The sequence below is a fragment of the Mycobacterium sp. SM3041 genome (genome assembly GCF_039668335.1).
Classification (GTDB): Bacteria; Actinomycetota; Actinomycetes; order Mycobacteriales; family Mycobacteriaceae; genus Mycobacterium.
Genome location: NZ_JAYXBQ010000007.1, coordinates 66379 through 89149, shown reverse-complemented (window position 1 = coordinate 89149; position 22771 = coordinate 66379). Strand labels below are relative to the sequence as shown.

Sequence of the window (22771 nt, the reverse complement as noted above, 5' to 3'; positions counted from 1 at the left end):
CGATCAGCGAACGAAGTAGATGGTGGCGAACAGGGCGATCCACACGATGTCGACGAAGTGCCAGTAGTAGGACACGACGATGGCAGCGGTGGCCTGGGCCGGCGTGAACTTGCTCATCTTCGTGCGGGCCAGCAGGTACACGAATGCGACCAGACCACCGATGACGTGCAGACCGTGGAAACCGGTCGCCAGGTAGAACACAGACCCGTAGGCACTGCTCGGAATCGTGGTGCCCTCTTCGACGAGCATGAAGTACTCGAACGCCTGGCCACCGACGAAGAAGGCGCCCATCAGCAACGTGATGACGTACCACCGGCGCAGGCCGAAGACGTCACCGCGCTCGGCGGCGAACACGCCCATCTGGCAGGTGAACGACGACGCGATCAGCACCAACGTCACCGGAACGGCCTCGGCCAGGTTCAGGTGCGTGGGGGGAGGCGGCCATACGCCGCCTGCCTGGGCGCGCGCGGTGAAATACATTGCGAACAGTCCAGCAAAGAACATCAGCTCACTGGAAAGCCACACAATGGTGCCGACACTGACCATATTCGGCCGGTTCAGCGAATGCACCCGCGACGTGATCGCGGTTCCGGAGGTACCTACAGCGCTCGTCACAGCGGTAAGTATGACGCTTTGTAGTTGTTGAACTCCACCCGGGTGCCGACATTGGCCATAATCGGGTCCGTGCCAACCACCGATCCTCATCAGGAACCGACCACCGACGGGCCGTTGTGGCCCCAGATCCTGGGCCGGCTGACCACCGGCCAGAACCTTGCCGCGGGTCAGGCGGGGTGGGCAATGGACCAGGTCATGACGGGTACCGCCACGCCCGCGCAGATCGCTGCATTCGCCATTGCGATGAAGATGAAGCGACCCACCTCCGCGGAGGTGTCCGAGCTCGCCGATGTGATGTTGCGACACGCCCGAAAAGTGCCCGCCGACGCGCTCGCCGCGATCGGCAGCGACGTGGTCGACATCGTGGGGACCGGCGGGGACGGCTCCAACACCGTCAACCTCTCCACGATGGCGTCGATCGTCGTCGCCGCGTGCGGGGTGCCGGTGATCAAACACGGGAACCGCGCGGCGTCGTCGTTGTCGGGCGGTGCAGACACCCTGGAGGCGCTGGGCGTCCGGATCGACCTGTCGCCGGGCGACGTGGCACGCTCGGTCGCCGAGGTGGGTATCGGCTTCGCCTTCGCCCCGCAGTTCCATCAGTCGTACCGGCACGCGTCGTCCGTACGCCGGGAGATCGGGGTGCCGACGGTCTTCAATCTCCTGGGGCCGCTGACGAATCCGGCCATGCCGCGCGCCGGCCTGATCGGCTGCGCCTGGGCAGAGCTGGCCGAGGTGATGGCCGGGGTGTTCGCCGCGCGCGGCTCCAGCGTCCTGGTCGTGCACGGCGACGACGGGCTCGACGAGCTGACCACCACGACGACGAGCACCATCTGGCGGGTGCAGGCGGGCACCGTCGAGCGGCTGACGTTGGACCCGAAGGCATTCGGTTTCGCGCGCGCCGACCTGAGCGAGTTGCGCGGCGGTGACGCCAAGGCCAACGCGGAGTCGGTGCGGGCGGTGTTCGCGGGCCAGAAGGGTCCGGTCCGGGATGCCGTGGTGCTCAACGCCGCAGGGGCCATGGTGGCTCATGCCGGGCTATCCAGCGACGCCCAGTGGGTGCCGGCGTGGGAGCGGGGCCTGGCCCGCGCCACCGAGGCGATCGATTCGGGTGCGGCCGAGCAGCTGCTCGCGAGGTGGGCTCGGTTCACCCAGAAGGTCTGACCGCTCTGCCTGCTGCGCTGCCGCCCGGGCCGACCGGGCGGTGGCGGCCCATTCGGCCCACCGCCCCGCGGCGGTGATCGGCGAGCAGTAGCCGACCTCCGGCCCGGCGCCGGAATCGGTGCGCACGATGCGCACACCGGGCGCGGCGAGCCAGCGCACGATCAGCGCGACCTCCTCGACGGGCGCGCCGCCCAGTGGCCGCTCCGATGTCAGGATCACCTGTGCCGCAGCGGATATCGCGTCGACGACGGGCATCGGGGGGACTCGCCGCGGCGCATTGCCTGCGGCTGCCAACTGGCCGTACCGGACCACGACGAGATGCCAGCCGCCGGCGCCGTCGGGCCGGGCGGCCACGAGTTCGGGCAGTGCCGTCAGCGCGCGCAGGCGCTGGCCGCGCCACAATCCGTCGATGACGGTCGCGGCGTGGTCCCGGAGCCGCGCCGCGCTCTCGAAACGGCCCTCGGCCGCCAGCTCGTCGATGTGTTTCAGTGCCGTGCAGAGCGCGGAATCATCAACGCCGGCAATGTTTTCCGCGGCCCGGTCGGCGAATTCGGCGTAGGCGCCGGCGGTGATGCCGCGGGGCGCCGGACATGGCGACAGTTCCCGCTCCGGACACTGCGGCCCGTGCTGGGCGGCCCGTGCCAGCCGCGTCGTACAGGTCCGCACGCCCGTGAAGCGGGCCAGCAGCAGCGCCGCGTCGACGGCGTCGGCATGCGCCCGGAACGGGCCGACCGCCCGGTCGTGGCGCGGTGCGCGCACCACGCTGAACCGGGGGAAGGCCTCGTCGGTGAGCACCACCCACCACCACTTGTGCGGTGCCTTCGAACGCCGGTTGTAGGGCGGCGCGTGCGCGGCGAGCAGCCGCAGTTCGCGCACCCCGGCCTCCAGCTCGTGCGCGCACTCGACGTGGTCGACGCGAATGGCAAGGGACGCCATCTCTTTCATACGGGCGCGGGGATCGGCGCCGGTGAAGTACTGCCGCACCCGGCGGCGCAGATCGACCGCGGTGCCCACGTACAGCACCTCCTCGGACGGTCCGCGGAACAGATAGACGCCGGGGGAGTTCGGCAGTGCGTCGGCGAGCTTGCGGTTGCGGCGCTGTGCCTTGGTGACGTCCGGGAGATAGCCGCGCAGCTCGGCCACGGTGTGCACGCCCTGATTGCCGATGCGCTCGAGCAGTCCGTGCAGGACGTCGACGGTGGCGCGGGCGTCGTCGAGGGCGCGGTGTGTGGGTGTGGTGGTGGCGCGGAACAACCGGGCCAGCTCCGAGAGCCGCACACTCGGCGCCTCGTCGCGCGTCAGGACCCGGCGGGCCAGCTTGACGGTGCACAACACCGGCGGGTTGGGCCAGGGCAGCTGCGCCCGCTCGGCCGCGGCCCGCAGGAATCCGATGTCGAAGCCCGCGTTGTGGGCGACCAGGACCGCGCCGCGGCAGAACTCCAGGAATGTGGGCAGCACCGATTCGATGCGCGGGGCGTCGCAGACCATGGCCGTGGTGATGCCGGTCAGCTGCACGATCTGCGGCGGGATGGCGCGACCCGGGTCGATCAGGGTGGCCAGTTCGCCGATGATCTCGCCGCCGCGCACCTTGACCGCGCCGATCTCGGTGATGGCGTCCCAGCCGCCTCCGGTGTCGTCCGCCCGGGCGCGGCCACCGGTGGTCTCCAGGTCGACCACCACGAATGTGGTGTCGCGCAGCAACGCCTCATCGAGGTCGAAAGCCAACTGGTCGGTGGCGCTGCCGGAGCCCATGACGTGACAGTAGGGGCCGGCACCGACAAGAAATCCCATCGATGTCATTCCGTTATCCGGTTGCTGATCACCCGCACTTTTTTGTCGGTGGACGTCGCTAGCGTGCGCCTCAACCGATGAAGGAGTCAGAGATGAAGTTCGACAACGGGCCGGTCAAGATCGACTGCGACGACTGCGCGGTGCGCGGTCCCGGCTGCGGTGACTGCGTGGTCAGTGTTTTGCTGGGCGTGCCCGAGACACTGCTGGACGACGAGCGCCGCGCGCTCGAGGTGCTCGCCGATGCCGGCATGGCGCCGCGGCTGCGGTTGGTTCCGATCGGCCGACCCAAGGGAGGGGTGGGTACTCAAAACGAGACAAAGTCAAGCACTACGGGCGTAGCGTGACGACCCTCACATTGTGATGCTGGTTAACGGGATCGGGGGACGGGCTGATAGATTGGCCATTCCCGTTGGACAACGCCGATGCCGTTTCGTAACCTATTCGAGACCTCACTGAGTTCGAAGCGGCTCGAACCCGCAGTTGAAGGACGCGAAATCTTGAGTCTCCACCGCACGCACCGCACCATTTGCGGTCTTAAACGACCAGTAGCCGGTGCGATCGCGGGGCTCACCATACTTGGTAGTGCCTTTGCGGGCAACGTCCAGGCCGATCCGGCGGACGACGCCGTAGCAAAGCTCAACGAGCTCTCGCGCCAGGCTGAGCAGACCACTGAGGCCATGCACGCCGCGCAGCTCGATCTGGACAAGAAGCTGGCTGCTGCCAAGGCCGCCGACAGCAAGCACGAGGCTGCGGCCGCTGCCGCGGAGGTCGCCAAGAACGACCTGGCTACCTACCAGGACTCGGTCGACAAGATTGCTGCAGCGCAGTACATGGGTGGCCGCACCGACGGCATCGACGCCATCCTCACCGCCGATTCCCCGCAGGGCCTGATCGACCAGCTCTCGGTCCAGCGCGTGATGGCCGGCGAGATGGCCGTGCAGATGGCCAACTTCCACAGCGCCTCCGACTCCGCCACCAAGGCCGAGGCCGACTCGGCCAAGCTGGCGTCCGAAGCCAAGACCGCGGCCGAGCAGGCCGCCGCCGTGCGTGCCGATCTGCAGTCCAAGCAAAGCAAGCTGCAGGTGCAGATCGCCATCGTCAAGTCCCGCTACACCGCGCTGACGCCGAGCCAGCGGCAGGCGCTGGCCGCCCTTCCGCCGGCTCCGGCCGCCGCGCCGCCCGCCCCGGCCCCGGACGGCCTCCCGCCGAACCCGGACGCGGTGCCGCCGGCCCCCGGCCAGGATCCGTCCATCAACGCCGCCGGCCCCAACCCGCCCGTCGAGGGTGCGCCCGCCCCGTCGGATGGCAGCGGCACTGCTGCCGGCGCCATCGCGGTGCAGGCCGCGCTGACCCGCATCGGCGACCCCTATGTCTGGGGTGCCGCGGGTCCCGGCCAGTTCGACTGCTCAGGTCTCGTGATGTGGGCGTTCCAGCAGGCCGGCATCTCGCTGCCGCACTCGAGCTACGCGCAGGCCGCCGGCGGACAGCCGGTGTCGCGCGACCAGATGCAGCCCGGTGACGTCGTGAGCTACTACTCCGACGCCTCGCACGTGGGCATCTACATCGGCGACGGCATGATGGTCCACGCCTCGACGTTCGGTGTGCCCGTGCGGGTGGCGCCGGTCGACAACGCGCCGATCTACAACGTGCGTCGCTACTGAGCGTCTCCCGTCGCGTAGTTCTCGGCCTTCTCGCCGCAGAGTCGGCTGCGGCCGCATTCGTGCTGAGCCGCGGCCATGCGGCTGACGTGCCGGCCGCCGCACCACCGTCCGTGCCACCGACGGCGCCACCGATGCCGACGGCGCCGACCACCATCCGGCTGGCCGATGGCCGGACCGCCGAACTGCTGGTCCTCGATCCCGGCTCGACGCTGCCGGGGCGCATCACCGCCGAACTCGACGGCGCGGCCGCCGCGGTCACCGCGTTCTGGGGTGCCGACTGGCGCCGTCAGATCACCATCGTGACCACCGGCACCGACGAGGAGTTCCGGGCACTGGCCGGCGGGAAGGAAGAATTCGCCGCGGCCACCACCGTCGACCGCATCGTGTTCGCGCCCGGCGCCGCCGCGATGGGGCCCGGGGCGCTGCGAATCGTGTTGCGCCACGAGCTTTTTCACTACGCCTCCCGGCCCGTCACGGCCGCCGACGCGCCCTGGTGCCTGACCGAGGGCGTCGCCGACTACGTCAGCCGCCCGCGCACCCCGCGACCGGCGCCGGCCGGCATGGCGGTGCTACCCACCAATGCCGACTTCCAGATCGTCGGGCCGGCGCTGTCGCTGGCCTATGACCGCGCCTGGTGGTTCGCCCGGTTCGTCGGCGCGCAGTTCGGCGATCCGGTGCTGCGCCGGCTGTATCTGGCGGCGTGCGGTGCCGGGCATCCCGACCTCGACACCGCGCTGACCGCCACCCTCGGCACGGACCGCGACGCGTTGACCGCTGTGTGGCAGCGGTGGCTCGCGGCCCGGGGCTGACGCGATAGCCTGACCGCGATGTCTCGGGTGCTGCTGTTGACCAACGATTTTCCGCCCCGCCGCGGTGGCATCCAGTCGTATCTGGAGAGTCTGGTCGGCGAGCTGCTCGTCCGCGGGTCGCACGAGCTGACGGTGTACGCCCCGAAATGGAAGGGCGCGCCGGAATACGACAAGGCCGCCGCGGCCGCCGGGTACGAGGTGGTCCGCCACCCGACGACGTTGATGGTGCCCGAGCCGACCGTCGCGCTGCGGATGCGTCGACTCATCGCCGAGCACGACATCGACACCGTGTGGTTCGGCGCGGCCGCGCCGCTGGCGCTGCTGGCCCCGCTGGCGCGCGATGCCGGGGCGACCCGGGTGGTGGCCAGCACGCACGGGCACGAGGTGGGGTGGTCGATGCTGCCGGTCGCGCGAAACGCGTTGCGGCACATCGGAAACAACACGGACGTGGTGACCTTCGTCAGCCACTACACGCGGAACCGGTTCGCCGCGGCCTTCGGCCCGGATGCCGCGCTGGAATACCTGTCACCCGGCGTCGACGTCGACCGCTTCGTCCCCGATGAGGTGGCCCGCGCCGAGCTGCGGGCCCGGTACGGGCTGGGGCAGCGGCCGGTGATCGTCTGCCTGTCCCGTCTGGTGCCGCGCAAGGGACAGGACATGCTGATCCGGGCGCTGCCCGTCATCCGGCAGCGGATCGACGGTGCCGCGCTGGTGATCGTCGGCAACGGGCCGTACCGCGACGATCTGCAGAAGCTCGCGCGCCGCTACGACGTCACCGACCACGTGGTGTTCACCGGCGGCGTGCCCGGCGACGAGTTGCCGGCCCACCACGCGATGGCCGACGTCTTCGCCATGCCGTGCCGGACCCGGGGCAACGGGCTCGATGTCGAAGGCCTGGGGATCGTCTTCCTCGAGGCCTCGGCGTGCGGCGTGCCGGTGGTCGCCGGTGACTCCGGCGGCGCACCGGAGACCGTCGTGGAAGGCAAGACCGGCCATGTGGTCGACGGCCGCGACGTCGAAGACATCGCCGCCGCCATCACCGACGTCCTGGCCAACCCGGATCTGGCCGCCGCGATGGGCGCCGCCGGCCGTCAGTTCGTCGTCGACAACTGGCAGTGGAAGCTCAAGGGCGAGCGGCTATCCGAGCTGTTGTAGCGCTCTTGTAGCGCTGCTCAGCTGTAGAGCGCCGCGATCTCGGCCGCGAACTTCTCGGCGACGACCTTGCGCTTGACCTTCAGCGTCGGCGTCAGCTCGCCGGTGTCCTCGGTGAAGTCGACCGGCAGAATCCGGAACTTCCGGATGGCCTCGGCCTTCGACACCGTCTGGTTGGCGTCGTCGACGGCCTTCTGGATCTCGGCGACCAGCGCCGCGTCCTCGGCCAGATCGCCCACCGATGCGCCGGCGTCCTTGTTGTTGCGCTGCTTCCAGCCCTCGAACGCCTCGGGATCGATGGTGATGAGGGCGGCGATGAACGGCTCCTGGTCACCCACGCACATGGCCTGGCTGATCAGCGGGTGCGCCCGCATGACGTCTTCCAGCGGGGCCGGGGCGACGTTCTTGCCGCCCGCGGTCACAATGATCTCCTTCTTGCGCCCGACGATCGACAGGTAGCCGTCGTCGTCGATGGCGCCGAGGTCACCGGTGTGGAACCACTCGTCGGTGAACGCCTCGTCGGTGGCGGTCGGGTTGTTCCAGTAGCCGCTGAACACCACGCCGCCGGACAGCAGCAGCTCGCCGTCCTCGGCGATGCGCATGCTGTTGCCGGGCACCAGCTTGCCGACCGTGCCGACCTTCAACTCGCCGACCCGGTTGACGGTGATGGCGGCGCTGGACTCGGTCAGGCCGTAGCCCTCGTAGATGGTGACGCCGACGCCGCGGTAGAAGTGGCCCAGCCGGGCGCCGAGCGGGGCGCCGCCGGAGATGGCGCCGACGCAGTTGCCGCCGAGCGCGGCCTTGAGCTTGCCGTAGACCAGCTTGTCGAACACCGTGTGCTTCAGGTTGAGCAGCAGGCCCGGGCCGCCGGGGGTGTCCTGCGCCTTGCTCCATTCGATGGCCGTGTCCGCGGCGATCTGGAAGATCTTGCCCTTGCCGTCGTTGCGGGCGTTCTGCTCGGCGGTGTTGTAGACCTTCTCGAACACGCGCGGCACCGACACCACGAGCGTCGGCTTGAACACCCCGAGGATCGGCACCAGGTTCTTGATGTCGCTGGTGAAGCCGAGGGTCACCTGGTTGCTGAAGCCGGCCACCGCGACGGCGCGGGCCAGCACGTGCGCCAGCGGCAGGAACACCAGCAGCTTCTGACCCTTGGCGAGCAGGTCGGGGAAGCAGGCCTTGACGCCGCGCAGCTCCGACAGGAGGTTGGCGTGGGTCAGCTGGCAGCCCTTGGGGCGGCCCGTGGTGCCGGAGGTGTAGATCAGGGTGGCCGGATCGCTCGACTTGATGCCGGCCAGGCGGGCGTCCAGCTCGGCGCGGTCGACGCCGGCGCCGGCGGTGGCCAGCTGGTCGAGGGCGCCGCCGTCGATGACCAGCACCTCACCGAGCGCGGGCACCTCCGACCGGATGGACTCGATCTTGGCGGCGTGGGCGTCGGCCTCGGCGAACGCCAGCACGGCGCCGGAGTCGGCCAGCACGTGCCGGATCTGATCGGCGGCGGAGGTCTCGTAGATGGGCACCGTCACCGCGCCGATCGACAGGATCGCGAAGTCGATGATCGGCCACTCGTAGCGGGTCGCCGACAGCAGCACCACGCGGTCGCCGGGCTTGACGCCCTTGGCGATCAGGCCGAGGGCGGTGGCCCGGACCTGGGCGGCGACGTCGGCACTGGTGACGTCGGTCCAGGTGTCTCCGACCAGGCGCTGGATGGCTACGTGTTTGGGGTCATCGCGCTCGAGGGAGTACACCGGGGCGACGACGTTGTCGTATTCGCCGATGGTGAACGATGCGGGAACGCTGAACTCACGCACGGATGTGGCCTTTCGGGTCAGAGCAAAGCAGTACTGGCAGCAGTGCCGTGACAGCAATGCCGTGCTCAGCGTAGTCGGGTGCTTCATCACACTGTGGAGGCGTATGTGAAGCTGGTCGGGATGAACAGCATCCAGATCGCCGACGAGACCTTCGTGTGCGCCGACCCAGCCGCTGTCGGTGCCGCCGTGGCGAACCAGAGCAGCTGGCGGCGCTGGTGGCCGGACCTCAAGCTGACGGTCGTCGAAGACCGCGGTCCGGCGGGGCAGCGGTGGACCGTCACCGGTGCACTGACCGGGACCATGGAGGTGTGGCTGGAGACCGTCATGGACGGCGTCGTGCTGCACTACTTCCTGCACGCCGAGCCGACGGGCGTGTCCGGTGCCGCGCTGGCCGAGCTGAACCTGGCAGACCTCAACCATCGTCGCCGGGTGGCCGGCAAGAACATGGCTTTCGAGATCAAGACCGATCTCGAGCGGTCGCGCCCGGTGGGCGTATCCCGGTTGGCCTGAGCCCCGGCATCGCCCGGCCAGGGCCGGGCGCTGGCGGTACATTGAGAACTCGGCAGACGGGCGCGCGACGCCCGCGCCGGCATCGTCAACTCGGGAAGTGGACACGTGGCTGACAAGACTGCGCAGACCATCTACATCGACGCCGACCCGGCGACCGTGATGGACGTCATCGCCGACATCGGCTCATATCCCGACTGGGTCGCCGAGTACCCGGAGACCGAAGTCCTGGACGTCTACGCCGACGGCTACCCGAAGACCGCCCGGATGGTCCTCGACGCCACGGTCCTCAAGGACACCATGGTGTTCACGTACCAGTGGCCCGCCGACCGCAAGTCGGTGAGCTGGTCCCTGGTGTCCAGCACCCTGCTCAAGGCGCTCGAAGGCACATACCGCTTGTCGCCCAAGGGTTCTGGCACCGAGGTGACCTACGAACTGTCGGTCGATCTGATGATTCCGATGATCGGATTGCTCAAACGCAAGGCAGAGCGCCGCCTGACCGACACGGCGCTCAAGGACCTCAAGAAGCGAGTCGAGTCTGAGTGACGCGGACCCTGCTGGGCGTGCCAGGATCAGTCTGTTCGTCGGTAAGGGTGGAGTAGGCAAGTCGACGGTGGCCACGGCCACCGCGGTGCGTGATGCCCGCGCCGGGCAGCGGGTCCTCATCGTGTCGACGGACCAGGCCCACTCCACGGGTGACGTGCTCGGCGCGGACGTCCCGCCGACCGGACTCCGGACGCCCACGCAGGTGCCCGTCGACGACGGCGCCGGCGTCGTGCTCGATGCCCTGGCGCTCGACACCCTGGCGCTGCTCGAGGCCAGGTGGCGTGAGGTGGCCGCGGTGCTGGTCGCCCGGTTCCCGGACTCCGATGTGGGAGACGTTGCACCGGAGGAACTTTCGGCGCTACCCGGGATTCAGGAGGTGCTGGGGCTGCACGAGGTCGCCGAGCTGGCGGCGTCGGGCAACTGGGACCACGTGATCGTCGACTGCGCCTCGACGGCCGACGCGATGCGGATGCTGACGCTGCCCGCCGCGTTCGCCCTGTACCTGGAGAAGGCCTGGCCGCGGCACCGGCGGCTGTCGGTCGGTCTGGCCGACGCCAAGACCGTCGCCATGGTCACGCTCGTCGAGCGACTCGCCGCCGCCACCGAGGCGCTGGGGGAGTTGCTCGACCAGCCGGACGTCACCGCGCACCTGGTGCTCACCCCGGAACGGGTGGTGGTGGCCGAAGCGGTGCGGACGCTGGCGTCGCTCACCCTGATGGGCGTGCACGTGTCGGAGCTGATCGTGAATCAGGTTCTGATCCAAGACGATTCGTACGAGTACGTGAACCTGCCCGCGCACCCGGCCTTCGACTGGTACGCCGAGCGCATCGCCGAGCAGCGCAGCATGCTCAGCGACCTGGATGCCGCCGTCGGCGATGTGCGCCTGGTGCTGGTGCCGCACCTGGCCGGCGAACCCATCGGGCCGAAGGCACTGGGGGAACTGCTCGAGGCGTCACGGCTGCGGCACGGCGCCGCGCCGCCCGCGCCGCCGCGCCCCGTCGTCGACCGCGAATCGGGCTCAGGATTGGATGCCGTCTACCGGCTGCGGATAGAATTGCCGCAAATCGACCCGGGGTCTCTGACGCTGGGCCGCGTCGACGACGACCTGATCATCGGCTCGGGTGGCACCCGGCGCCGGGTCCCGTTGGCATCAGTCCTGCGCCGCTGCATCGTCATCGGCGCGTCGTTGCGCGGCTGTGAACTGACCGTCCGTTTTCGCCCTGACCCGGAGGTGTGGCCCAAGTGACGCACACCGATTTCGGGGCAGACGCTCTGGGCGACCTACCGGTGGACCTGCGGCTGCTGGCCCAGGCGCTTCTCGACAAGATCGATCCCGTCGTCCGGCTGTCCGTGGCCATGCTCGCCGACGGCGAGAACCCGAGCGACTGCAACCAGGTGTGGTGCCCGGTGTGCGCACTGGTCGCCCTGGCCAACGACGAACAGCACCCGATGCTGACGGCCATCGCCGAACACAGCACGACTTTTCTCGACGCGGTGCGCGCCGCGCTCGCCGACAAGGGGCCCGTCGGCCCGCACCCCGAGCCGCCGACGGACCCGTCCGGTCCGGCTGGCAGGCACCGCCAGCCCGACGATCCGGACGGCCCACCAGGGCCGGGTCGCTACCAGTCCATTCCGGTATCTGTGGAGGAATGACCAGTCCGCTGCGGGCTGTGGTCGGGCCGACAGTCGGTGGGTAAAGTTGTCGGGGGCACCGTCCGGGGGCCCTCAGCGGGAGGTTCGATGTTCTTCTGGTTCTACAAGTACATCTTGATGGGCCCGTTGCTGCGCCTGCTGGGCCGTCCGAAAGTGACGGGGCTGGAATACGTTCCCGACGAGGGTCCCGTTCTGCTGGCCAGTAACCACCTGGCCGTCGTCGACAGCTTCTATCTGCCGCTGGTGCTGCGCCGCCGGATCTTCTTCCTGGCCAAGGCCGAGTACTTCACCGGTACCGGCATCAAGGGCAAGCTGATCAAGTTCTTCTACTCGTCGACCGGCCAGGTGCCGATCGACCGCACCAACGCCGATTCCGCGGCCGACGCGCTGGCCGCCGCCGCCAAGATCCTCGACCAGGGCAAGCTGCTCGGCATGTACCCCGAGGGCACGCGTTCGCCCGACGGCAAGCTCTACAAGGGCAAGACCGGCCTGGCCCGCATCGCACTCGAGACCGGCATCCCCGTCATTCCCGTCGCCATGATCAATACCGACGTCGTGAACCCGCCGGGAAGCAAGATGTGGCACTTCGCGCGCGTCGAGGTGAAGTTCGGCAAGCCAATGGACTTCCGCCGCTTCGAGGGCCTGGCCGGTAACCGCTTCATCGAGCGCGCCGTCATCGACGAGGTCATGTACGAGCTGATGCGGCTGTCCGGCCAGGAGTACGTCGACCTCTACGCGGCCGACGTCAAAGAGGGCAAGACACCGCCGCCCGCGATCAAAGCCGGCTGAACACGCCACAACGCTGAGCCGAGGATTGCCGTCACCAAACGGCAGTCCTCGGCTTACGTGATTTCGTGGGCCGGCACGCCGCGTCGCCAACGTGACGCGGTGGCGGAAAATCGGCTCTCGGACCGCCGTGTCGTCACCGTCGCGCCGGCCGGGCCCCCGGCGCGGTCAGTTCGTCGCCGAGACCGGTGCGACGTGCTCGGCCGCGTCGGCTGACGGCGTGCCGCGGCCGGTGATGGTGCCCGCCGCGGCGATGACGGCCAGTGCCCACCACACGTACGAGCTGCCGATCACCTGACGCCACACCGTCGCGTCGACCTCGTGGTGCTCGGGCAGCAGCCGGATCGGCGTGAAGATCAGCAGGAACGCGCCGAGCGCGCTCACCACGGCGAGAGTGGCACTGCGTTCGCGGTAGGCGATCACGGTGATGGTCACCATGGTCGGCAGGGCCCACACCCAGTGATGCGACCACGACACCGGCGACACCACCAGGCCGAACATCGCCACGCACATGAGAGCCAGCACCGGCTGGCCCGCGCGGAGCACCCGATGGGCCGCCCACACCGTCAGCGCCAGCACCGCGAAGCACAGCAGCACCCAGAGCACGAATCGCGGCGTCGCCGACATCCCGAACCGCGCCAGCGTGCCGGAGATGTTCTGGTTGGTGTTCAGCGTCGCGGTGCCGATGCGGTCGGTGTTGCGGACCGTCTTGGTCCAGTACTCCCACGAGTCGCCCCAGGCCAGCGCGAACGCGACAAGCGTGACCACGACCGACGACGCCACCGTGGTGAGCAGCGCGCGGAAATCGCGGCGCAGCAGGAAGTACAGCAGGAAGACGGCCGGGGTCAGCTTGAGGGCGATCGCCACCCCGAGCAGGAGGCCGCGCGGCCACGGCGTACGGCGGGGAACGCAGTCGGCGATCACCAGCGTCATGAGGACGACGTTGATCTGACCGAAGTTGAAGTTGGACCGCACCGGTTCGAGGAACAGCACGGCCGGCCCGACGATCGCGACGGCAAGCCAGCAGCGGCGGGCCAGGGCCGATCCGCCGAGCCGCGACTGCGGCCAGACGTCCAGGCGGGTCAGCACGATCACGATGGACACCAGCAACAACACGAACGTCGTCACCGTGATGGCCACGCTTGCCGCGGGCAGGGGGAGCCAGGCGAACGGCGCGAACATGATCGCGGCCAGCGGCGGGTACGTGAACGGCAGGTCGATGCCGGCCTCGGTGCGGAAGATGGTGCTCTCGCTGTACAGCGGCGTGTTGTTCAGCCAGGCGCGGCCGCCCATGCGGTACACGTCGATGTCGATCCGGTACGGCGTATGACCCAGCAGCCGCCAGGCGCCCCATACCAACGTCAACATGGCCAGCAACTGCAACAGCAGCCAGGCCAGCCGTTGACCGGAGGCGGGCCACGACCAAGTTCCCATACGCATCTCGCCGGACAGCCTATCGGGGGGACCGGCGCGTCGACGCCCTGCGGGGCAGTGACACGCATGCACGGGCGTAAGTTTCTGCCCGTGCGGTCGCCCTTACCTACGGAGTTCGTATCGAGTGGGCGGCTGCCACTGTTGTGGTGCCTGATTGCGTTCATCCTGACGTTTTTCGTCACCCGCACCGTGGTCCGGTATATCCGGGCCCACGCCGACAACCCGGCGCCGCGCAAGTGGTGGCAGCCGCGCAACATCGGGCACGGCGGCCTGCACATCCATCACGCGGTGATCGGCGTGGTGCTGGTGATGGTGTCGGGCGTGACGATGGTGACGCTGGCGGTCGACGGCGGCGTCCCCGAATTCACCGTGGCGGCAATCTTTTTCGGTATCGGTGCGGCCCTGGTCCTGGACGAGTTCGCGCTGATCCTGCACCTGTCCGACGTGTATTGGGCCGAGGACGGCCGTACCTCGGTCGACGCGGTCTTCGTCGCCATCGCGGTGGCCGGCCTGCTGATCCTGGGGTTCAACCCGCTGTCGTTCTTCGACATCACCGTCTGGCGTGACGACCAGGACGTGGCGGCCCGCGTCATGGTCGTCGCGCTGGCCCTCATCACGCTCGCGATGGCCGTCATCGTGCTGCTCAAGGGCAAGGTGTGGACCGGTCTGATTGGGATGTTCATCACACCGCTGCTGGTCATCGGCGCAATCCGGCTGTCGCGACCGCACGCGCCGTGGGCCCGCTGGCGGTACACGAGCCGGCCGCGCAAGATGCACAAAGCGCTGGAACGCGAGCGGTGGCTGCGCCGGCCGGTGGTGCGGGCGAAGCTGTGGTTACAGGATGCGATCGCCGGTATGCCAAAGTTTCCCGACGACGCGGACGTGGACCAACAGCTCGACCGCGAGATCCACGCGGCACCCGCGCCGCCGGACCGAACGCCGACCGAGGTTGCCTGAATGAAGTTTTTTTACGACACCGAGTTCATCGACGACGGTCGCACCATCGACCTGATCTCGATCGGTGTGGCCGCCGAGGACGGGCGCGAGTACTACGCCGTCTCCTCGGAGTTCGACCCCGATCGGGCGGGCTCCTGGGTGCGCAAGAACGTGCTGCCGAAGCTGCCGTCACCGTCGTCGCAGGTGTGGCGGTCGCGGCGGCAGATTCGTGCCGAGCTCGAGGACTTCTTCAACATCGACGGTGACGAGCCGATCGAATTGTGGGCCTGGGTCGGCGCGTACGACCACGTGGTGCTGTGCCAGCTGTGGGGCCCGATGGCCGACCTGCCGCCGGCGATGCCGCGCTTCACCCGCGAACTGCGGCAGTTCTGGGAGGACTGCGGCAGCCCGCGGATGCCACCGCGGCCGCGCGATTCCCACGACGCGCTGGTCGACGCGCGACACAACCTGCACCGCTACCGGCTGATCGCCGAGATGATGACGGCGCCCCGGTAGCTCAGGTCACCAGGCGCGGAACGGCACGCTGGTGACGGTGGCGTCGTTCGGGCCGAACTGGACCGTCAGCTGCAGCGTCCACAGTCCCGGCCGCGGCGCGGTGGCATACGTGCTGTGCCAGTGACCGTCGGGACCCGCCGTGAAACGCACCGGCAGAGAGGCGATCTCGGCGCTCGACAGAGTGCCCCGCAGCCCGGTGGCGCCGGGCACCGCGACGTCGATCGGGATGGCGCCGTGCCGCGTGGTGTCCAGATGCACCTGTGCCTGCCGGTCCTCATCGAGTGCGGCGGTGGCGGTGAACGCGGGGCCGTACGTGGTGCGGGCGGGCGGCTCGCCGGTGAGCACCGTGGTCATGATCAAGACCAGCACCGCGAGCGCGGTCTCCCACGGTACGGTTCGGCGCAGCCGCTCCGGGGTGAGCCGGCGCCGGCCGAGGTAGGCCAGGGCGGCCATGAGCGTCACCAGGAAAACCTTGGCGCACAAGGCCATTCCGTAGCCGGTCGACCAGAGTGACTCGATCGGCGACACCTGCCGCCAGGCCTGATACTCGCCGGTGAGCAGGACCGCCGCGACGCAGCCGAACGCCACCCGGGACCACCGCTGCAGCTCGTCGCTGCGCCGGGCGGGCAGGACCACCAGCATCAGCACGGCCAGCCCGCCCAGCCACAGCGCCATGGCCAACAGGTGGACGGTGGTGACGGTGGTGGCGAGCCACGGGTCCGGGCCTGCCGAGGCGTGCCCGGACGCGGCGACACTGGCCGCGAGTGCCGTAGCGATCACGACGAACAGCGCGGTGCCGGCGCGGGTGGTCGCCGCGAGCAGCACGAGCAGGGCGGCCTGCACGTAGAGCTGGATGTCGGGGCCGGTGGTGACGGCGTTGATGACGGTCGCGGCGGCCAGCAGCAGCCAGCCGATGCCGGCCAGGACTCGGGTGCGGCGCAACGCGAGCGCCCACCCCCACACCAGCCGGGCCGCCGCGAGCACACCGACGCACAGCACCAGGCCGGCGTACGTGAGACCGCGGGCGACATCCGATGCTGCCGACGACGACGCGACCGGACGAACCTCCGGCGGCGCGTCCGGCGCCTGCTGCACACCGAAACTCACCGACCCGGACACCTCGTGCCCGTCGGCCGACATCAGCCGCCACGTCGCGGTGTAGCTGCCGCGTGGCAGGTTCGGCGGCAGGTCCAGTTCCACGGCGGTGTTGCCCGACCGCTGCCGCACCTCCCGGTCGACCCGCGCGCCGGAGTTCGAAATCACCTGAACCGCACCGGGAATCAGGCGAACCGGCTCATCGAAGCTCAAGGTGACCCGGGTCGGCGCGGCCGGCAGGGTGGCGCCGTCCACCGGATCGCTGGAGACCAGGACGGCGTGCGCGTGTGCGAGGGGAGCCGGCAGCAGGAGCGCGAGCAGAGCCGCGAGCAGCGCTGCGACCGGTCTCAGTTTTCTAGTCGTGACTCGTCTTTCGTCGGGAGGCTGCCAGGCTAGCGATCGCCACCAGCAACGCGACCACCGACACGGCCAGCGCCGTCAGGCCCGGCCACGTCGGCGCCGCAGCCGCCGGAGCCGCGGCCGCGGGCCGGTCGTGGTCCCCGCCGCCGGCAGGCTTGAGGTGCAGGGCCGGCGCCGGGTGCTCGGGCTCGGGCTGGCCCGGGTTGGCCTTCTCGTTCCAGTTGACGGTCTTGCCGTCGCTGTAGGTCTGGACCGCGGGAAGCGTCAGCGTGTTGACCTTGGGCAGCGGGCCGGCCGAGATGGCGAAGACGTTGAACTGATGCGGCGGAATGGGCGCGTCCGGCGCGGTGGCCTTCCACTCGACCGACGAGACGTACTCGGTGACCTCGGCGCCGTCGTCGTCCTTCTGCGGAGCGGGCAGCTTCTTCTTGGTGATGGTCGCCGTCCAGCCGGCCTTCTGCTGCGTGCTGACCGAGATGATCGGCTGGTCGTCGGGCAGCACGACGAGCAGGCCGGTGGTGGACGCGGTGTCCGACTCGGTCGGCACGCGGAAGTTCAGCACGCCCCAGCCACCCTGGGTGGCGTCGCCGGTGACCTTGACGTGGGCGGCGGCCGGTGCGGCCAGCGCGACGGCGCAGGCCGTCGTCGCGGTGACGGCGGCGAGGGTCTGGATCAGCTTGGGCATGTTGTCCTTTCGAGAGGGTCAGACGGCCATGACGGCGAAGGCGGCGCTCATGCCGAGCGCCATGAGCAGGTCGGCGTACGGGCGCTTCGGCCCGCGCACCAGCAGGTAGAACCACCACAGCGCGGCGGCGCAGAATCCGATCGCGAGCACGATGCACACCACGGTGAACCAGCCGGGGGGAGTCACGGCGACGGCGCCGTGACCCAGGTGGGCGCTGTGGTGACCGGAGGCTTGGGCCCCCGAACCGGCCGCAGCCACCGGAACGCCCGCATTGGGCGCCATCAGCAGGCCCATCAGTGCCATCGCGGCCATCATCGTGCAGTGGTAGACAGGGTGCGGTAGCTCGAAGCCGAACAGGGCCAGGTAGGCGAAGTACAGCGCGCCGGCGGTGAACACCAGCACGTACAGCAGCGGCGACACCTGCATGCCGGCCGGCCAGAGCATCGCGATCATGCCCACCGAGGCCAGCGCATGCAGCACCCCGACGCCGCGTTGTCCGGGTACCCGCCGTCCGGCACCCACGAACAGCAGCGCGGCCACCGCGAACACGGCAGTCAGCGCCCAGCGCAGGGCAGAGTCGGCGATCACGCTGTCATTGGTCGTACGAAAGGGGGCTTCAGTTCCCGGCGGGCTTGAACCGCATGTCGGGCTGGGACCGCTCCAGCGGCGTCAGCACCACACCCAGCCAGCAGACGGCCAGCACCGCGGCGGCGACGAAACCGGCCAGCGGCCACCACACCGAGACTCGCGCCGGTGACGTCTGGCACCACCAGACCGCGCCGAACCCGGCGGCGGTGGCCACGCCCGACAGATACAGCGCCGCGCAACAAACGCGAAACCGCTTGCGCCACAGCGCCGTTGCCGATGCAGTCGCGGCCAGGGTGAACAGGATGGCGACGACCTTCAGCACCCACCGATGCGATTCCGACCAGCTGACCCCGGCAGACAGCACCAGCACGACGACCGCGACGGCGGTGGGGTAGCGGCGGGCAGGACCGATCCAGACCTCGTCGAACACCCGGCGCCCGATGGCGCTCAGGGTGTGCTCGAGGTCGATCGCGTGGCGGGTGGACAAGCCGAACTCCGTTCAGTCTGTAGACCAGTTTCGCAGAGTTGGTCGGGCAAGTGGCGGCCCGGGTTCCGCGGTGGCCCACGTGCCCTATCTGCCGGCGTTGCACCAGCGGAGTGCTTCCAACGCCACCGCGACCTTCACGCTGGAGTGTTCCAGTGGCTGTGGCAACAGCTCGTTGGCACGAGTGAGCCTGTTCAACAACGTGTTTCGATGGGTGAACAGGTGAGCGGCCGCGCGCGAGGCGTTGCACTGCTCGTGGACGAACGTCAGTACGGTCCGCTGGAGTTCAGGATCGGCCGTCGCGAAATCCCCCAGGGTGTGTTTGATGAATCGCTGCGCCGATTCGGGGTCGGCGGTGACCAGGGCGGCGAGTTCGACGTCAGCGAAGCTGGCGACGCGCCGGCCGGCGCCGAGGCGAGCCATGATGCGTTCTGTGGTGATGGCATCGAGGTGGCTGCGCCGGAACCCGTCGATTCCTGCCACCGTTGGCCCGAGGGCGATCCGCACCCCTGGCAGTTGATCGACCGCGGCGCAGACACGATCCAGGTCGGGACCGGTGTGTCCGGGCACCCACACCCACCGCGTGGCGGCATCGGCCAGCACCGACAGTGGTCGGGGTCCGCCGACCGTGTGGGTGAGCGCTTCGGCGGCGCGGTCCAGATCGGCCAAGTCGGTGTCGGACTCGTCGCCCCAGATGACGGCTGCGGTGTGGCACTGTCCGAGGTGGTAGCCGAGCTTGTTCTCGGCGTGCTTCTCGGTGATCGCCGCGCCATGAAGGATGAGTGCGACGATCTCCCGGCGTTCGGCATGTGTGCCGCGGATCAGGTCGTCGCGTTCGATCCGCAACTGTCGGTGGATGCCGGCGATTGTCGCGTCGATGAATGCGGTGATCGACCGTGCCGACAGCTCGAGCAGCTCTCGTTGCTCGACGGCATCGGACGTCAGTTCAAACACGACCTGCATCCACTGCCGCCATGCCACGTTGTGGCCGATCCGGTATGCGTCCAGCAGAGCTGATTCGTCGAGCCCGCGCCGGATCAGGTCGCGTGCGATGGCCAGCGAGTCCGCTCCGACATTGGCCGGCACCGGTTCGCCGGGGTGCCCGATATTGGCGGCGGCCCAGTGCAGTTGGTTTGCCCGGTTGCTGCGGCGGACCTCGCCGGCGAGAACCGGATCCTCGACGATGGCCGGCGGCATGTAATCCGATGCCAGCGTGGCGGTATGCAACTCGTCGAGCCAGTCTTGGGGCAGGTTGATGACCCGTTCGGCGGCAAGGCGCATCAACTCGCAGATGCGTGGTGTCGGCGGCTCCCAGCCCCGTGGCTCCATGCAGCGGAGCGTATGGCACCAAGGCACTATGCACAATCAGATGCCAATGTCTATGCGGTATGCCCTTGTCTGGGGCTTGTGAGCTGCGGAACCATTTCGTCTCGTTCAAGTCGATTCGAGATTTCTGTCACACAGCGAGGCAACCTATGCGAGACGTCACACCCACCTCACCGTCATCGATGCCGCGGGTCCACAGCGGGCCGATCACGAGCGGTGCGGCCGCCACGTGCGGCTCATCCCTGATCGCCGATCACGGTGCCGGCGTCTCCCTGAACCGCGACGCCCGCCGACGGCTGCCACGTGCGGGGCGGGTTCGGGCCGCCCGGGTGGCGACCATCGTCACCGCGAGTGCGCTGGCGTTCACGCTGACGGCCGCGACCGAGCCCGTCGCGACCGTATCCCGAGACCATCGCCAGGCGGCCAGGTTGGCGTACACGCTGACGTCCGCCACGAGTCCGTTTCAAACTGAAATCGATCAGATTCTCGCGGCCCAGCAGGCCGTTGTCGCCAATAACAGCAATTACCCGTTCGTCACGGACTTCGACAAGACATTGCTGCCGCAATATGCGCGCCTTGTCGCGACGGGTCAACTCTTCAACGCGCTCGGTAAATTCAATCTGGACAATTCGATAACTCAGAACGGGCAGTCGGTGCCCTATACCTGGAATGCGCCCGGCACCAACCCGATCACCAACATGAACATCTCGAATCCGGACACGCCGTATCTGTTCACCCATGTGAGTGGCGGTACGCAAATCATGACGGTCCGCCCCGGTCCCGGTACGGCCGATTTCAGTATCACCACGTCGGCAGGTGACTATCTCGGAAATGGCGACATCATTCCGCACCGCGCCTATAACCTCACCGGCTTCACGCCCAACAGTGACGGCACCTACACGATCGTTCTGAGCCCCACGCCGCAGCCCGGAAACTGGGTCGACACCTCCGGCGACAAGTCGATGCTGGTGCGCAACACCACCGACGACTGGGGATTGCTGCGGGCCACGGTATCCCTACAAACGCCGGGTCAGCCGGACGTCGTGCTCCCGCCGCGTCTGTCGAAAACGCAGATCAGTGCGGTGCTGAATCAGATCTCGACGACTTTTGCGTCCGTCAACAACAGCCGCTTCCTGCTGGGCCTGCAGACGATACAAAACACGTTGCCGAGCAACACATTCACGCCGATCACGGTGACCGGCAATGCCGTGGGGGCCTCGAATTCTTTCCAGTTGAGTAGTTTCGGGCATTTTTCGCTCGAGCCCGGCCAAGCGCTCATCGTGAAAGTGCCGAACATCGACGCGGGCTATACCGGCTTTCAAATCAACGATGCCTGGACCTATGCGCTGCCGTATGCCACGGCCTCCGGCACCCTCAACAACACTCAGACCTTCAAAGGTTCTGATGGCTTCACCTATTACGTGATCAGCAGCACCGATCCGGGCGTGGCGAATTGGATTGATTCGAGCAACAATCCCGACGGAAATGTGTTCCTCCGCTGGCAGGCTCTGCCGGACGGGACGGCTCCGTCCATCCCGATACAGACGCAGGTCGTCAATGTCGACGACGTCCGCGACGCACTCCCGGCGGACACCCCGGTCGTCACCCCGACGCAGCGGAAAGCCGAACTGCGACAGCGCCTGCTCGAATGGGGTTATTCGCTGCACCAGAACAACAATCTGGGTTGGATCACCAGCAACCTGGAACTCGACCAGATCAAGGCGGCGGTAGGCCAGGACGCGTTCAACCGGCTGTTCGTCAGTCAAACCGGGGTGCCCTCGGTGCTGGATCGCGTGACGTCGGCGGCGCTGGTGCCCAACGTCAGCGCCGTCGCGCACGCCGTGCTGGCCAATCCGGCCGGAAGCTTGTCGGCGGTGGTCAACAACCTGCCTCTGGTGGTCAACGACATCGGCCTGCCGATGGTCTTGGCCGTGCTACGCCTGCAGATGCACGTCGGACAGACCATCCAGGCCGTCGTCGACGATCTCGCCTCCGGGCACCCGGAGAAAGTATTGGGCGACCTGGGTTCGGGCGTGAAGGGGCTGGGCACGCTGGTCGGGCAGACCCTGACCGACCCGGCTACCAGTGTCACCGCCGGTTTTCTCAATGCCCGCGACGACCTCTCTGTTGCGTTGATGCACGCCAACAGCTACACGCTTTCACCGGGTGACTTCGGGCGTGCGCTCAATCGGATCACCGAGTTCGGGCGGTCGGCATCGCAACTGATGTTGGCCGGCTCCAGCTACTTGTTGCCGACGAACACCCCGGCCGCAGCGTCGAATTCCGACGCGGCCACGGCAACGAGCGCGGCCACGGCAACGAGCGCGGCCACGGCTGCGAGCTCGGCCACGGCTGCGAGCACTCCGGTCACGCCGCCGAGCCCCACCCAGGCCGCGGTGAGCGCGCCGTCCACTGCCTCGAGTTCGGTTGCCGCAGTGGCCAAGTCGCCCACGGCGTCCACTCCGGCGACGACGCCCGCGGATACCCCGGCGACGACGCCCACCGCAGCGACCGCGACCTCGTCGCCGGCGCCGGGCCGGCCCGAATCCGCGAAGTCGACAACGAAGGGCAAGGCCGGCAAGCCGGTGAACACCGTCACCGACAGCGCCGGCACTCCGAGCACCGGTGAGACGGCGGCGCCGGGCGCCGATGCATCGTCGTCCAAGGTGTCGCCGAGGAGGACGCCCAAGGTCCGCGGCGGCGGGGCGCGCTCCGGCCAGAATCGGCCCGCCACCCAGAACACCGCGCCGAACCGCGCGGCCGGGACGTCGACAACTCACAGTCAAAGCGAGCACGCCGCTGCGGCGGCCGGTCACTCCAGCAGCTGACGCGCGGCTGATCGCAGCCGGCGTGAT

General features: G+C 68.7%; 21 protein-coding genes and 1 pseudogene. 13 read left to right on the top strand and 9 right to left on the bottom strand.

The window, feature by feature from the left end; genetic code table 11:
- Positions 1-3: 3 nt before the first annotated feature.
- Entirely contained in the window at positions 4-615 is a 612-nt protein-coding gene (locus VXD91_RS03505) for a heme-copper oxidase subunit III (protein ID WP_064985843.1), read from the bottom strand.
- A gap of 69 nt (positions 616-684) precedes the next feature.
- Between VXD91_RS03505 and trpD the strand changes: the two genes are divergently transcribed.
- Positions 685-1776, top strand: a complete 1092-nt coding sequence (trpD, locus tag VXD91_RS03500) for an anthranilate phosphoribosyltransferase (protein WP_231506635.1) — start codon at positions 685-687, stop codon at positions 1774-1776.
- Here the strand turns inward: trpD and VXD91_RS03495 are convergent.
- Positions 1714-3528 (bottom strand): annotated as a pseudogene (locus tag VXD91_RS03495) (DEDD exonuclease domain-containing protein); the annotation flags it as partial. The gene trpD and the pseudogene VXD91_RS03495 overlap by 63 nt on opposite strands.
- Positions 3529-3659: 131 nt before the next feature.
- On the opposite strand from VXD91_RS03495, the gene VXD91_RS03490 reads away from it, so the two are divergent.
- From VXD91_RS03490 to VXD91_RS03475, 4 genes are all read left to right on the top strand, one after another.
- Complete coding sequence (locus tag VXD91_RS03490; protein WP_212812094.1) at positions 3660-3911, top strand: hypothetical protein; 252 nt, start codon at positions 3660-3662, stop codon at positions 3909-3911.
- 153 nt (positions 3912-4064) lie between these two features.
- Positions 4065-5228 (top strand): peptidoglycan hydrolase RipC, encoded by a 1164-nt coding sequence (gene ripC, locus VXD91_RS03485; protein WP_318985170.1) that lies wholly within the window; start codon positions 4065-4067, stop codon positions 5226-5228.
- 131 nt (positions 5229-5359) lie between these two features.
- The gene (locus tag VXD91_RS03480; protein ID WP_318985169.1) at positions 5360-6037 is read left to right on the top strand and encodes a peptidase; all 678 of its coding nucleotides are present in this window, start codon (positions 5360-5362) and stop codon (positions 6035-6037) included.
- Between the two features lie 18 nt (positions 6038-6055).
- Positions 6056-7192, top strand: coding sequence for a glycosyltransferase family 4 protein (locus VXD91_RS03475; RefSeq protein ID WP_212812092.1), 1137 nt, complete (start codon positions 6056-6058; stop codon positions 7190-7192).
- A gap of 17 nt (positions 7193-7209) precedes the next feature.
- On the opposite strand, the gene VXD91_RS03470 is transcribed toward VXD91_RS03475, so the two are convergent.
- A complete protein-coding gene (locus VXD91_RS03470; RefSeq protein ID WP_212812091.1) occupies positions 7210-9000 on the bottom strand; it encodes a long-chain fatty acid--CoA ligase in 1791 nt (596 codons plus the stop codon).
- Positions 9001-9120: 120 nt separating this feature from the next.
- Here VXD91_RS03470 and VXD91_RS03465 point away from each other — a divergent pair, with 120 nt between their 5' ends.
- The 5 genes from VXD91_RS03465 to VXD91_RS03445 all read left to right on the top strand — a co-directional run bounded on the left by VXD91_RS03465 (position 9121) and on the right by VXD91_RS03445 (position 12495).
- Positions 9121-9510 (top strand): polyketide cyclase / dehydrase and lipid transport, encoded by a 390-nt coding sequence (locus VXD91_RS03465; protein ID WP_212814877.1) that lies wholly within the window; start codon positions 9121-9123, stop codon positions 9508-9510.
- A gap of 105 nt (positions 9511-9615) precedes the next feature.
- Positions 9616-10053 (top strand): SRPBCC family protein, encoded by a 438-nt coding sequence (locus VXD91_RS03460; RefSeq protein WP_020103587.1) that lies wholly within the window; start codon positions 9616-9618, stop codon positions 10051-10053.
- Positions 10046-11299, top strand: coding sequence for an ArsA family ATPase (locus VXD91_RS03455; protein ID WP_346414670.1), 1254 nt, complete (start codon positions 10046-10048; stop codon positions 11297-11299). Before VXD91_RS03460 ends, VXD91_RS03455 begins: the two co-directional genes overlap by 8 nt.
- Positions 11296-11706, top strand: a complete 411-nt coding sequence (locus tag VXD91_RS03450) for a hypothetical protein (RefSeq protein WP_082934667.1) — start codon at positions 11296-11298, stop codon at positions 11704-11706. The genes VXD91_RS03455 and VXD91_RS03450 overlap by 4 nt, the downstream gene beginning before the upstream one ends.
- Positions 11707-11793: 87 nt before the next feature.
- Positions 11794-12495, top strand: coding sequence for a lysophospholipid acyltransferase family protein (locus tag VXD91_RS03445; RefSeq protein ID WP_020103590.1), 702 nt, complete (start codon positions 11794-11796; stop codon positions 12493-12495).
- 165 nt (positions 12496-12660) lie between these two features.
- Here VXD91_RS03445 and VXD91_RS03440 read toward each other — a convergent pair whose 3' ends face one another.
- Positions 12661-13926, bottom strand: a complete 1266-nt coding sequence (locus VXD91_RS03440) for a glycosyltransferase 87 family protein (RefSeq protein WP_346414654.1) — start codon at positions 13924-13926, stop codon at positions 12661-12663.
- Positions 13927-13992: 66 nt separating this feature from the next.
- Here VXD91_RS03440 and VXD91_RS03435 point away from each other — a divergent pair, with 66 nt between their 5' ends.
- A complete protein-coding gene (locus VXD91_RS03435; RefSeq protein ID WP_064858739.1) occupies positions 13993-14883 on the top strand; it encodes a hypothetical protein in 891 nt (296 codons plus the stop codon).
- Positions 14884-15378 carry a polyadenylate-specific 3'-exoribonuclease AS gene (locus VXD91_RS03430; protein WP_346414653.1) on the top strand — a complete coding sequence of 165 codons (495 nt, stop codon included), beginning with the start codon at positions 14884-14886 and terminating at the stop codon, positions 15376-15378.
- 6 nt (positions 15379-15384) lie between these two features.
- Here VXD91_RS03430 and VXD91_RS03425 read toward each other — a convergent pair whose 3' ends face one another.
- The 5 genes from VXD91_RS03425 to VXD91_RS03405 form a co-directional block, all read right to left on the bottom strand.
- A complete protein-coding gene (locus tag VXD91_RS03425) occupies positions 15385-16779 on the bottom strand; it encodes a copper resistance protein CopC (RefSeq protein WP_346414669.1) in 1395 nt (464 codons plus the stop codon).
- A gap of 49 nt (positions 16780-16828) precedes the next feature.
- Positions 16829-17518, bottom strand: coding sequence for a YcnI family protein (locus tag VXD91_RS03420; RefSeq protein ID WP_029118559.1), 690 nt, complete (start codon positions 17516-17518; stop codon positions 16829-16831).
- A gap of 18 nt (positions 17519-17536) precedes the next feature.
- A complete protein-coding gene (locus VXD91_RS03415; RefSeq protein ID WP_318985166.1) occupies positions 17537-18106 on the bottom strand; it encodes a DUF5134 domain-containing protein in 570 nt (189 codons plus the stop codon).
- Between the two features lie 28 nt (positions 18107-18134).
- The gene (locus VXD91_RS03410) at positions 18135-18593 is read right to left on the bottom strand and encodes a hypothetical protein (RefSeq protein WP_318985165.1); all 459 of its coding nucleotides are present in this window, start codon (positions 18591-18593) and stop codon (positions 18135-18137) included.
- An 84-nt stretch (positions 18594-18677) separates the two neighbouring features.
- Entirely contained in the window at positions 18678-19919 is a 1242-nt protein-coding gene (locus VXD91_RS03405; protein ID WP_318985164.1) for a PucR family transcriptional regulator, read from the bottom strand.
- Between the two features lie 146 nt (positions 19920-20065).
- On the opposite strand from VXD91_RS03405, the gene VXD91_RS03400 reads away from it, so the two are divergent.
- Entirely contained in the window at positions 20066-22744 is a 2679-nt protein-coding gene (locus VXD91_RS03400; protein ID WP_318985163.1) for a hypothetical protein, read from the top strand.
- Positions 22745-22771: the final 27 nt, after the last annotated feature.